8 protein-coding genes and 1 pseudogene are annotated in these 12,588 nt (G+C 68.7%); 5 read left to right on the top strand and 4 right to left on the bottom strand.

Annotated features, from left to right (window positions below; genetic code table 11):
• A partial coding sequence (locus ACZ7M2_RS43190; RefSeq protein WP_471599977.1) for an MMPL family transporter occupies positions 1–1,143 on the top strand: 1,143 nt, incomplete at its 5' end.
• Positions 1,144–1,315: 172 nt separating this feature from the next.
• On the opposite strand, the gene ACZ7M2_RS43195 is transcribed toward ACZ7M2_RS43190, so the two are convergent.
• The 3 genes from ACZ7M2_RS43195 to ACZ7M2_RS43205 form a co-directional block, all read right to left on the bottom strand.
• A complete protein-coding gene (locus tag ACZ7M2_RS43195) occupies positions 1,316–2,782 on the bottom strand; it encodes a WGR domain-containing protein (RefSeq protein ID WP_352053006.1) in 1,467 nt (488 codons plus the stop codon).
• 217 nt (positions 2,783–2,999) lie between these two features.
• The gene (locus ACZ7M2_RS43200; protein WP_471599978.1) at positions 3,000–4,400 is read right to left on the bottom strand and encodes an esterase/lipase family protein; all 1,401 of its coding nucleotides are present in this window, start codon (positions 4,398–4,400) and stop codon (positions 3,000–3,002) included.
• Positions 4,397–8,725, bottom strand: a complete 4,329-nt coding sequence (locus ACZ7M2_RS43205; RefSeq protein ID WP_471599979.1) for an NACHT domain-containing protein — start codon at positions 8,723–8,725, stop codon at positions 4,397–4,399. Before ACZ7M2_RS43205 ends, ACZ7M2_RS43200 begins: the two co-directional genes overlap by 4 nt.
• Before the next feature lie 228 nt (positions 8,726–8,953).
• Here ACZ7M2_RS43205 and ACZ7M2_RS43210 point away from each other — a divergent pair, with 228 nt between their 5' ends.
• Positions 8,954–9,994, top strand: a complete 1,041-nt coding sequence (locus ACZ7M2_RS43210; protein ID WP_471599980.1) for a translation initiation factor 2 — start codon at positions 8,954–8,956, stop codon at positions 9,992–9,994.
• A 31-nt stretch (positions 9,995–10,025) separates the two neighbouring features.
• Here ACZ7M2_RS43210 and ACZ7M2_RS43215 read toward each other — a convergent pair whose 3' ends face one another.
• A complete protein-coding gene (locus ACZ7M2_RS43215; RefSeq protein WP_471599981.1) occupies positions 10,026–10,463 on the bottom strand; it encodes a hypothetical protein in 438 nt (145 codons plus the stop codon).
• Positions 10,464–10,973: 510 nt separating this feature from the next.
• On the opposite strand from ACZ7M2_RS43215, the gene ACZ7M2_RS43220 reads away from it, so the two are divergent.
• The 3 genes and pseudogenes from ACZ7M2_RS43220 to ACZ7M2_RS43230 all read left to right on the top strand — a co-directional run bounded on the left by ACZ7M2_RS43220 (position 10,974) and on the right by ACZ7M2_RS43230 (position 12,588).
• Complete coding sequence (locus ACZ7M2_RS43220; RefSeq protein WP_471599982.1) at positions 10,974–11,726, top strand: hypothetical protein; 753 nt, start codon at positions 10,974–10,976, stop codon at positions 11,724–11,726.
• Between the two features lie 287 nt (positions 11,727–12,013).
• Positions 12,014–12,235: pseudogene (locus tag ACZ7M2_RS43225) on the top strand (thioesterase II family protein); the annotation flags it as partial.
• A gap of 71 nt (positions 12,236–12,306) precedes the next feature.
• Positions 12,307–12,588, top strand: a complete 282-nt coding sequence (locus ACZ7M2_RS43230; RefSeq protein WP_471599983.1) for a thioesterase II family protein — start codon at positions 12,307–12,309, stop codon at positions 12,586–12,588.

Consider the following 12,588-nt stretch of genomic DNA (forward strand, 5'->3'; position numbering starts at 1 on the left):
GTCCTGCGCCGCCCCCTCCCGGTGCTCCTGCTGTCCGTCGTGGGCCTGGGAACACTCGCCGTACCCGTGATGGACCTCCAACTGGGCACCACCGGAGACGAAGCCAAACCCACCTCCACCACCGAACGCCGCGCCTACGACGACCTCGCCCACGGCTTCGGCCCCGGCTTCAACGGCCCCCTGACCATCGTCGTCGACGCCAAGGGCGCCCCGAACCCCAAGACCGCGGTCACCACCATCGAGAAGAAGATCAAGGCCACCGACGGAGTCGTGTCCGTCTCCCCCGCCCGCTTCAACCCCGCGGGCGACACCGCGGTCTTCTCCGCCGTCCCCTCCACCGCACCCACCGACACGAAAACCCAGGACCTCGTCAAAACGATCCGGGACGAGCGCCCCGCCACCGAGGCCTCGACCCACGGCGCGAGCTTCGAGGTCACCGGCACCACCGCCCTGAACATCGACATGGCCCAGAAGACCCAGAAGGCCCTGATCCCCTACCTCATCGTGATCGTCGGCCTGGCCATCCTGCTCCTGATGGTGGTCTTCCGCTCGATCCTGGTCCCCATCAAGGCGGCCGTCGGCTTCCTCCTCTCCGTGCTCGCCGCCCTCGGCTCCGTCGTCGCCGTCTTCCAGTGGGGCTGGCTCGCCTCACTCCTCGGCGTGGAGACCACCGGCCCGATCATGAGCCTCATGCCGATCTTCCTCGTCGGCATCGTCTTCGGCCTCGCCATGGACTACGAAGTCTTCCTCGTCGCCCGCATGCGCGAGGCCTACGTCCACGGCGACAGCCCGCGCCAGGCCATCGAGAGCGGCTTCCGCCACAGCGCCCGCGTCGTGGTCGCCGCCGCACTGATCATGACAGCCGTGTTCTCCGGCTTCATCGGCGCCGGCGAATCCATGATCAAAATGATCGGCTTCGGCCTCGCCATCGCCGTCCTGTTCGACGCCTTCGTCGTCCGCATGGCCTTCGTACCAGCCGTCCTGGCCCTGTTCGGCAAGGCCGCCTGGTGGATGCCGCGCTGGCTCGACCGGATCCTGCCCAAGGTCGACGTAGAAGGCGAAGCGCTCACCCACCAGTCCGCGATCGCCCCGGCGCCCCCGGCACACGACGACCCAGCCACACACGAACCGGCCCACGTCTGACCACCCCCACACACCGGAAGGCCGCCCGCGCCGAACACGAGCGGCCCTCCAGGCCGGCTGTCCTGGCCCGGCGGAGGCGGTCGTACACGAGGAGGCCCCTCTCGAAGGCCGAGAGGAGGCCCCCTCGAAGGCCGCGAGACAGCCCGCACCTACCTGCTCTGGTCGGTGAGCGTCACACCAGACGCCTGATTTCTCCGCGCACCCGGTAGAAGCCACCCGTCGAGGAGTGCAGCGCGTCCACCACATAGCGGGCGCCCGGCTGGCGTATCGCACGCGGGAACTGGACGTTCCAACTCGGCTCATAGCCCTCGGAGACCACGTGCACGCGCACTCGGCCTCCTTCCTGAGTGCACTCCACGACGACCCCGCTCCCCGGCGCGGGGACGGCGCTGACCGTGGCGACCGAGGCGGCGGTGGTCAGCGGTGCGTACGTCGGCAGGGCGGCCGCCAGTTTGATGTCCGCGGCGACCGGGACGGTGCCCGACTGGGCGGCGTTGATCGCGGCCTCGCTCGCGTCGATGCAGGCGAGAGAGCCGTCTGTCGAAACGATGTACAGCCTGTCGTCGTGGTACTGCATGGACAGCGCCGAGCCGCCGCCCGTGCCGAGCTTCCACAGCCGGGAGCCGTCGGCGGTGAAGCAGTAGACCGAGGAAGCGGAGTCCCCCGCGAAGACGTACCGCCCGCCGGGGGACGTGGCACACGAGTACACCGCGGCGTCGCACGAATAGGAGGCCTCGATCCGCCCGTCGGACTTGGCGAGCCGCTGGACGACCCGCCGCCCCGTACCGGCGTAGACGGCGTTCTCCTCCTGCCATCCGAAGAGCACATTGCCGTTGGTCGCGGTGTGCCAGAGCTGGCTGGTGCCGTCCGCCGCGTACGCCGTCACACCGCGGCTGTGCCCGTGGTACACGGCGTGGTCGTCGGCCCGCACCATCCACGCGTTGTCCCCGGACGAGTTGCGCGACCACTGGAGCTCGTCCTCGTGGTCGATGACCGTCAGACCGCCGTTGCGGTCGGAGACGTTCAGCACGCCCGCGTGAATGTCCAGCCAGAAGATGTCCACCTCGGCCGCTATCTCGTAGGCCGCGAACGGCACCTTCGAGGAGAGGTCGTACACCCGGCCGTCGTCACAGCCCGCGTAGATCCAGAAGTCGTCCGCCACCAGGCACTTCACACCGTCCGGCAGGGAGTAGTGAGCCAACACCTCGCCGTCGTGGCTCAAGTTGTAGACGCTGCCGTGCTGGTTGCCCACCCAGCAGCGGTCCTCGTCGACATGGATGCCGAACGCCGAGGCGCCCGTACGGAACCGCCACAGCACCGGCGCCGTCGCCCGCGCCGTGGACGGGGCGGACGTCACCTGCCGACGCGTCACGGCCCGGGCCGCGCGCTGCCCCTGGACGGCGGGCGCGTACCCCTTGCGCACCTTCTCCGCTATCTTCTTCGCCGCCGCCGCGTTCGCCTTCTCGACGGTCGGAAACGCGGAGGTCTGACGCTGCCCGTCCACACCGATCCGTCCGTAGCGCACGGAGACGGTGGTTCCCTCGACGGTCACCTCGTAGAACTTGTGGGCACCGCCGCTCTCCTGGGACAGCTCCAGATACGTCGTGTTCCCCGACTGTCGTGCCTGCGCAGCGGACACAGCACACCCCTCCCCAAAGGCCTGGTCGGCCGCTTCGGCCGTCTTCCAGTGACTCCAAACTAGTGGTCACCACTGACAACGACGCGTCGGACCAGGACCCTTGCGCAAGGACCTTCGGGTCAGGAGTCCGCCTTCACCGGCTCCAGGATCGCCACGCACTCCACGTGACGCGTCATCAGAAGTCGTGGCTTGGGCCACGACCTCGCCGCCCAGGCTGTCACTGTCCGCCGGACAGGCCCTGGACGACCAGTTGCACGTCCCGGCACGAGTACCCGAGAGCGTTCGAGTAGACCTCCACCGTCCACAGTCCGGGTTCGGCACGTAGCTCGGCGCGGAAGAGTCCGTCCCCGCACGACTGCATCACCTCGTCCGCCGCAGACCTGCCGTCCTCGCCGATACGGCGGACTCTCAGCCCCATCGCGGCGTCGGCGTTCGTCGCCCACACCTCGAAGGGCTCTCCTGCCTGGGCGAAGTCGGGAAGCTCGACTCCCACGGGCTCCCCGGTGCTCAGCACCCCGGCCGGTTCGAGGCCGTCGCAGATGCGTCTCAGTTGCTTGAGGGCATGACCGGAGTTGATGAGATCCGCGTGCCTGCTGTCGAGCCACACCGTCCGACCGGTGTCGTACCACTCAGGCGGGGTCTGGGCGACATGCGCCACAGTGCCGTCACCGAAGAGCGGCAGGCCCCGGTCTTCCGGATCACCGGAATCCGAGAAGTCCTGGTGGAACTCCGGTCTGCCCCCTGAGGACAAGGAGAGCGCCTGGTCGGTGCGGTGCTTGTCACCCCCCAGAGCGACCAGCGTGTAGCGCTCGCGACCGTGTACGGCATCGTTCTCCTCGATGGCGTTCTGCACCTCCTGGAAGAAGGCGAAGGAGTCGTCGATCATCCGCGTGTCCACCCCCTCGACCGGTTGCCCGGTCAAATGGGACCTGCGGTCCCGGCGGTCGACCACCACCCGGTAGGTGGGGATGAGCTGGCCGAGCGAGGGGTAGGTCGAGCAGACCTCGTGGATCCACTCGCGGAACGGGCTCGGCACCCACCGCACCCGGCCCGTCAGGAACCGCAGCGCCTTGACGCTCCCCGAGAAGGGGGTACCCAGCGTGGCGACCGACCGGGTCTGCTCCCATCCCCCGAGCACCTCGGTGTAGTACCGCACCACCAGACCCCCCATGGAACGGCACAGGAAGATCACCTTGGCCTCCCTGGCCCGCGGAAACCGCTGGGGGTCGGCCGTCTCCTGCCACCGGGTCAGTCGCTCCTCGACGAAACGCGCCAGCTTCTCGGCCGAATTGCGGTTGCTGAGGCGCCAGTCGTAGGGAAATTCCGCGAATCTCTCCTTCTCGACGGCGAGCAGCTCACGGAGGTCCGGGTAGTCCATGTTGGAGACCAGACCGGGAAGCAGACGCCGTCCGTGGATCACGCCGCCCAGGTCCAGGGCGTACGGCGGCTCCGGGTCGTCGTTCCCGATGCCCTTGGGCAGTTTGAGCATCTCTCTCGTGCTCCTGGGCCAGAGGAGCCCGCTCATCGCCTCCGAGCTCAGATCCCAGACGTCGGCTCCGTCCCGGGTCAGGGCCGTGCCCATGATGCCCGGCACGAGAACAACCAGATCGTCCTTCAAAGAATGCTCCTCTTGTCTCTTCGAGCGGATTCCCATGTCCGTTGGTCGACGACCCCCGCGCCGGAGACGGGCTGGTCGACCCGCCAGGGCACAAACACCTGATCGCAGCGGACGCTGTTCTGCGCGACGCCCTGGATCATGAGGGTGATGCCGCGGCTGTCGAAGGCCGAGTCCACGCCCGTCACCTCGTACCCGCGGGATTCCATGAGGTCAAGTGCCTTTCCCCGCCTGACGTCCCAGAGCCGGAGGCAGCCGGAGTTCCGGCTCCAGCCCACGAGCAGAGGCCTCTCCGCCGGACCCGCCAGAGCAACGCCGTCGAGTGCTCCGCCTGACTGCCACGGAAGGACGGACGCCACGCCGTACCCCCCGTCGCACTCGATGAACTTCACCCTCTCTCCGGTGGTGAAGGCGATCAGCGGGACAGGCGCGTCCCGACGCCTCAACAGGCCCGTGGCCACTGCCTTCGCTCTGACGACGTCGACCGGCTGCGGCTTTGCGCCGGGCTCCGTGAGGTCCCAGACGCGGACGGCGTTGCCACCCCAGGCCGACAGCCACGACGGGCCCGAGGGAAGCCCCACCACTTCCAGCCGCTGCACGGCGCCGGCAGCTCCCATCCAGAACGTCCGCCCTTCGCTCCATGCGCCGCGGCCCTGCGTATCGCGCTCCCAGGTGGCCACGCTCTGCCCTGACGGCCACAGCAGACGCAGCCGGCCGGTTCTGGTCTCCTGGAGAGCCATGGAAGACACCGGCCGCTCGGCCGCGCCCGGCAGTGCGAAGGTCTCGGTCTCCAGCAGCTCCAGTCCGAGCCCGAGCGTCCAGAGCACAACGCACCTGCGTCCGACCGCCGCGGTCAGCCAGCGGTCACCGACTCTCGTGGCGGCGAGCGCCTCCACCGCGCCGGGGTGCACGAGCCGGAGCTCTTCGCCGGACCGCCCGTTGGCGGAGTGCAGGCTCAACAGCACGTCAGAGCCCTGCGAGCGGCTGAGCAGCAGAGTGCCGTCGGGCCCTGCGTCCGTCACCCGCAGCCGTGTCCTGCCGACCGCCCTCCCGCCGGTGGGACGTGCGCGGGCCGCACCGCCCTCCCCCTGCGGATCATGCGGCTCCCAGACGCGGATCCGTGTGTCGTCCGCCACCGCCAGACGCCCTGTCCCCGATGGGTCGAAGGCCAGGGACTGGTGATGGTGGTCGCTCGGCAGCGAGACGTATTCCTCGCCCTCTTGGTCCCAGACACGGACCGCGGCGTCCTCCCGGACCGCGGTCAGGAGTCCGCGCGGGCCCCATCCCACGGTCACGGCCTGTCCAGCGCTCGCGGGGCTGGGGCTGAACAGGGGGCGTGCCTTTCCCTGGAAGAGGTCGTCCATCCGCCAGCCATGGAGCGTATGACCGTCCAGCGCCCCGATCACCACCTCGGAGCCGTCACCGTCCGGCCGGCCCAGAGCCGACACCGCGATGACCTGCTCGATGCCGTCCCCCAGTGACCGGACCTGGCGCAACGGCTCTCTCATCGTCTTCCGGCCGGGCACCTCCCACACTTTCACGCCCGCGGGCCCCCCTGTGACCGCTGCGACCCTCCCACCCACCGCCAGGAGAGACACGCAGCGGACCGGCACGCCGAGGGTGTGCTTACGGAGTTCCGCCCGGGAGTACTCCGTGGTGCTGTCCCACCGCCACAGCCACAGGCGGTCACCGTCGACCGTGGCGAGGAGGACCTCCTTGTCCCACCGCACCGAGTCCACGGCACCCGGAGTCCCACCCCAGTACAGCTCCTCCACCGGGTACTTGCCGTTGCCGTGCCACATCCGCACGCACAGGCCGTCATGCGTGGCGACCACACGGCTGTCACCCCGACCCGACGCCGTCACTCCCCGCTGCCGCGGAGGGGCGGCCCAGGTGGCCGGTCCGGTGTCCCTTCCCCGAATCTCGTGTCCCTCCGCGGTCCACGACTTGACCTCACCGGCGCCCGACGCATGGATGATGCCGTCGCCGTGCGCCTCCCAGTGCACGGCGAGCGCCCCACCCGGCGGGGCGCTCCAGCTCCTGTGCAGCGGAAGCCGCGCCGCGCTGCTCCACACGTCGTCCCAGAACACCGATGGCGGCCTCGGCACGGCGGCGAGGAACTCCCTCGAGAACATGGCCAGTGCGGTGGCACGCAGCATCGCCCACCTGGCCTCTTCCGCCGCGTGTCGACGGAAGTGGCCGGCGACACCCAGGTAGAGCGCGCTCTGCACGGTGGTCGAAAGCCGGGCGGCGACCAATGGCTCGAGGATGTCGGGCGAGGCGGCGACCAGGAAGTGACAGTCACCCACCAGTTCTTCGAGGAGGTCGTCCCCGCCCAGGACGGCATGTGTGGTGAGGTGGTTCTTCACATACTGTTCCGTGGTCCGCCAGTCCTCGCCCCTGCGTGGGGTCAGGGTCCGGTGGACCGCTCGGTGCTGCTCCCGCTGCCTCAACTCGTCGCCGAGCAGATGGGCGCCGAAACTGGGGTGATGCAGGCGGTAGACCTCCTCGCCCGACTCGACGTCCTTCGCGATCGTGACACCGGTGGCTCTGCGGATCACGTCACGCAGGTCCTCCTCCCCGTACTCCCTGCTCCCCCGAGCGCGCACCGCGTTGGTCACGGCCAGCCACACCCTGGGCTGGGGCAGTCCGACTCCCTGGGCCAGGGCGAGAGCGGTCATGAAGTCCCGGATGCGAGCGGTGTCCTGCGGGTCGAGCCGTAACAGTTCCTCAGCCAGCAGGGAGTCCAGGACGGACGTCCCCTGCCGTAACTCCCTGCGCAACTGCTCCGCGTCGGAAGGCACCGGCCGCTTGGCCACATGGCGTGCCCACAGGGTGGCCACGAGAAAGAGGCCGTTGCTGCCAATCGCGATCTGCCGGGCGACGGCGCCGCGTTGCCGCACCGCGTGCGGCAGCCGGTAAGGGGAGTTCTCCTCGGCGAGCAGCCGTTCCACGTGCCGGGCGATGTCCTGCTCGGTCTGGTCCCCCCGGTCCAGCTCCATCATGGTGGTGCAGTGCAGCACGTCCAGCAGCGTTTCGGCGCGCAGCTCGCCAGGAAGACTCCGGCGGGCGTTCGGCCGGGTGGCGACCACCACCCGCACCCCTGGCAGGGCTGCCAGCGGGTTGAGCAGCCCGCGTGCGATGTCGAAGGAGTGCCCCGCAGCCGCCTCGTCGAGCCCGTCGAACATCAGGGTGAGACTGCCCTTGAGTTCCGCCACTGCCGCGACCTGCCGCACGAGGCTGTGCGGGGATCCCTGCTTGATCTGCGCCGTGTCCAGTCCTAGCGGGGTGAGGCCCTGAGCCAGCTCCTCGCAGAGCGTCGACAGCGTCCTGCCGCGGCAGTGGAGGGCGGCGTTGACCGAACGGAGTTCGGGCAGCACCCGAGGACGACGGTCCTCGGGGAGGGAGTTCACGAAGTGCGCAACCGTCAGGTGCGCCACATACGCCAGGAGCGTCGACTTGCCCGCGCCGGACTCCCCCGTCACCGTGAGCATTCCGGAGTCCTGGATGCGCAGCCAGTCGACCAGGTCGGCGACCACCCGATGGCGGGAGGTGAAGTCCCGCAGATGCCAGCTCTCACCCGAGCCGGAGAAGACCGGCAGCTCCTCGCTGGCGAGTTCCTTGCCGATCCATGACCGGTCGTCCTCCGGGCGCAGCGCGGACCGCGCCCGCGGGGACCAGTGCGGGTTGGGCAGGAACCAGGCGCGCAGCGTCTGCGGCTCCTGCCAGAACGGCACCTGCTCCCCCGTCCGACTTCTGACGGCGCTCATCAGTTGCTGGAAGGGGACGAAGTCGTTCTCCCGCTGAAAAATCCGTGCGCTGCCGTCGATGACCTGGTCCGGAGTCGAAAGAACCTGTTCCAGGCAATCGACCCAGTGTCCCTCCAGCGCCTCCTGCCGTGATCCCGCGGTCGCGACGACGGCGAATCCGACCTCCGCATCGTCGACGCCGGCCCTCAGCCGAGCGTCCTTTACGTGGTGACTGACCTCGCGCACCGCCTCGCCCGAGAAGCAGGCGTCCAGGACGAGAAGTGTGTCCGTGGGGTCCTCGGCGAGCCAGGAGACCAGCTCCTCGGCCGAGACCGCCCGGCGAGGTTCGAACTCCCCTTCTTGGTAACTGTCTTCACAGGCGAGGTAGAAAGCGCCCGAGACCACTTCGCCGTGCCCGGTCCAGTAAAGGATCTTCCTGTCCGCCGCCTGCTGCCGCAGCCGCAGCACCAGGTCCCGGATCTGCTCGCGCGCTGCGGACGGTTCCGCCTCGCCGTCACCGCCGACGCTGCTGACGTCCAGTGAAGGAGCGTCAAAACCCAGCCGGGCAGCCTGCTCCACGAAGCGAGAGGCCGTCCTTCTCAGCCGACTACGATCCCTGACTCGTCGTGCGTCGCCCCGGTATTTGTCGACAACGACAGTGGCGACCACACCATCACGCTTCTGACCCCGGTCCAACCGAACTCCCCCTCCAAAGAGTTCAGCCACACATCCGTGCCGCACAGCAGGACGGTTTGTGGAAACCTGACGTCTCACACCGCACAAGGTGTGCTGCTCACGCTACTCGACATGGGGCTAGGAGGACTCGTGGAGCCGCGCGACCGCATGGTCATCGGGAATCTTGTAACGGACTGCCACATCTTCGAGGGAGACGGCACACGCCCGATCCGGGAGGAGAACGTGCAGATCATTTACGAACCGGGGCTTCGCCGAGTCGATCTTCCCGTCGAGGTCCAGCGGTGGCGGGAGGACATCGAGGCGGAAATGCAGCGCCGACAGGCAGCGGGCGAACCGTACGCCTGGAACAACCCCCGTTTCGCCGTCGAGAGCATCATCACCTCGCGGAGCGACGAAACCGAGGAACCCTTGGTGCGGATGAGTCTGTGCGACGCGGACTACTACGACTTCCTCGCCACATCCGTCAACCTCGACGAGCCGCTGCGCGAGGCGGAATCCGCCACCCTGCGCTCGCAGTACCTGGAGAACGCCGACCCGGTGACCGCGCCCGCGTTCCTCTCGTGCAGCTTCGGCGTCAACGTGGCGGTGGAGACGGCGCCCGATCGGAAAATGGTCTTCGCGCGGCGAAGTGTCAGCGTGGAGGGCCACAACAAGGTGCGCTGGAATTCCTCGGTCAACGAGGGACTCGCCGCCATCCACGACATCCCCGAGGACGGATCCCCCATCAGCCTGCACGCCGTGGCGCGCCGCGCGCTACGGGAGGAACTCGCCGTCCAGGACGAGGACGACGTCGAGCTCGAACTCCTCGCCTTCGCGCTCGACGTCCAGAACCATCAGTGGGCCGCCTTCTATCGGGCCGTGCTCACCGACCTGACGGCCGACAACCTCGTGGCCCGCCGAAGCCGTGGCATCGAGGACAAGTGGGAGCACGACCGGTTCGACTTCGTCCCGGCCGACCCTGACAGCGTGCTCGACTTCATTCTGCAGAAGGACCCCGGGGAGTGGACCCCGTGCGGGCCTGCTCTCTTCTACCTGGCCCTGGTCCGCGCGGCCGTCGTCGCCCGCGGCGGCAACCGGTCGGGCCGCCTGGACGTCGAGGCCGCCGAGCGCCGGGCAGTGGAACGACTCTCGACACCCGCCGCCCATACGTGACGTCATTGCGCTGCAGCGCCGGAGCGGGTCGTCAGAAGACGTTCCGCTCCCGGTGCTGTCGGCGCAGTTCGAGAAACTTCGCTCGCACCTCGTCAGGCGGCATGCCGCCGCCTGACTGGATCCTCAGGTCTGCCAGCGCGTCCCGGGACTCCATGAAGCCACGCCACTTCTGCTGAGGTTTCAGCCAGGTGTCCACGGCCGTCATCACCGCGACGGCGAGCGCCAGGGCTGGAACCCAATCGATCAGCCAACTCCCGTGACCGCCGCCCAGGTTCTGGTCGGCGGCCACGACGGCGCTGGCGATGATGAGCAGAATCCGGCTGAGGTAGTAGGTGACGCCATAGTTGAAGGTGGCAGTCCTCCACCGCCGCATCTCCCTGTCCATCTCCCTGACGAGTGGCTCCGGCAAGCTCTCGGCCACCGCGCCCCGTTCACCTTCCATCGCGGCCTCCACGACGTCCTCGGCCATGCGTCCCCCTACGAACTTTCTGTCGCGGCATGAACATTTCCCATTCTCACCAATGGACACCGGCCGGCGAGCAACATGGCCAAACGCACCGCGTGTTCCCCCCGCTCAGGCCGAGCGAAGCGTGAAGGCTGCGCACCCTCTCCGGCCACGGCGCGGCGCCGTGAGGCAGCCGGAGGGCAAACGAGCGTCGCGGCCCGATGGACTCCTCTGCGAGTCGGATCCGGCGAGCCCCGACTACCCATGGCTGGCCTCAACAGCATCTAGTTCGGCTTCGGGTTGCTGAATACGAGCACGTGACGAGGAGTGTTCTCTTCCGGCCCGGGTGAGTCTTCACGAGAACCGCCCGCTCGTTCGGGGGCGTCCCGTTCCAAGAGTGCGGTGGATCTGCGGGTTGACCGACGAGGCCGTACTGGCCGGTTCGCCCCGCACCACGCGCTGGGTGCTCAACCCATGGACTACGCGGCGCTGCTGGGCGCGCATCGTCGACGAGATCGTGAGGCAGCACCGACCATGAGACTGACCTTCGACAGCGAGTGGCGCGCGACGGTGACGGACGATCCGCTGCGCATCATCCCCCGCTTCACAGGCGACTCTGTGGACGTGGCGCAGTACGCGGACGCGAAGGAACGTGAGCGGTTCCTCGCGAGCACCTTCGGCAGCCAGGAATGGCTGTGGGACACCCCGGACGTCCTCCGCTTCGAACCGGCCGGCCGGAAACTGGTCGGGGCCGAATTCCAACTGCCGGGAGAATCCGCTTCTGCCGAGGAATCCGCCCGTGTTCCCGACACACCCGCGGTACGCCCGGGTGGGCTCCGCGCCGACGAGGTCCGGGACTTCCGGCTGGAGAGGTGCGCGGTGCTGTGCCGCACCCCCGGGGATGCCGTGCTGACCGGCCTGCGCGATCTCCGCGTCCTCGACGAGCCGTTGGAGGCCCGCGTCGGTATCGCGCCCGATGTGGCGCTCCTCGTCCAGCACGGCACGGTCGTCGGGTGGAGCCTCACTGATCCCGCGCGTTACCTGACCTCCGGGTTCGCCGCCCCCGATCCCGACCCGCCGTCCGACGCCACCCGACGGCTGCTCGCCGAGTGTCTGGATCTGGTGACCCAGCCGGTGATCCTCGACGTGGAGGACCGTGAGCCGACCGCCCTCGCCCGACTCCGTGCGGTCGACGAGGCCCTGCGCAACCAGCACGAGGACCGGCACCGGGCCGACGCCCTGCTCTCCCTCATCGCCAACCTGGTCGAGGACTACGGGACGCGGTGACGATCGGCCGACGACTTCGAACACGGCCTCGGCCGATCCCCGAGTCACTTCGGCCCGGGGATCGGAGCAAGGCTTCAGATGGCGAAGAGACACAGATCAGCCCCCCCTTTGACTGGTTTGACCGCCTTGATCGGTTCCAGGATCGCCACGCACTCCACATGACACCGGCCGCACGTCGCCGCACGCACGTAACTGCCGCCCATCTACCCGCCCGCATGCCGCTGTGGCTCCGAGGCCGTACATACGCTGCTGCGCCTGAGCTCCACTTGTCCGAGACGGAATCCCCGATGGAACCGATAGCTCTTGTCTGCCTGCCCTTCGCGGGGGCGGGCGCCTCGTTCTTCAGAGCATGGGAGAAGCACGTACCAGAGACCTTGCGGATAGTGGCGGTGCAGCTCCCGGGGAAGGAGGAGCCCTTCGTCGAGCCGCCTCACACGGACGTGGCCCAGGCCGTGGCGGACGCGTACGACCAGGTCGTGCGGCTCACCGGTGGTGCGGGCCGGGTGGCGGTCTTCGGCCACAGTCTCGGCGCCGTTCTCGCCTACGAACTCGCCTACGAACTCGCCCACAGGATGGCGAGTTGGAAGGAGTCAATGTCGAGAGGCTGTTCGTCAGCGGCTCGCCGGGGCCCTGGGACGGCAGAGAGACCCGGGCCGGCGACCTGGACGACGAGGCGTTTCTGGCTCAGGTGCGGCGCTTTGCGGGGTATGCGCATCTGGCCCTGGAGAACCCGGACATGCGGAAGTTGCTGCTACCCGCGCTGCGCGCGGACGTCGCGATGCACGAGAACTACCGGCCCTCGACGAACTGGACGGCGGCCACATGTACTTGGCCGACGACGCGCCGGCCCTCCTCCAGGTGA

The sequence above is a fragment of the Streptomyces sp. NPDC111507 genome, assembly GCF_055638955.1.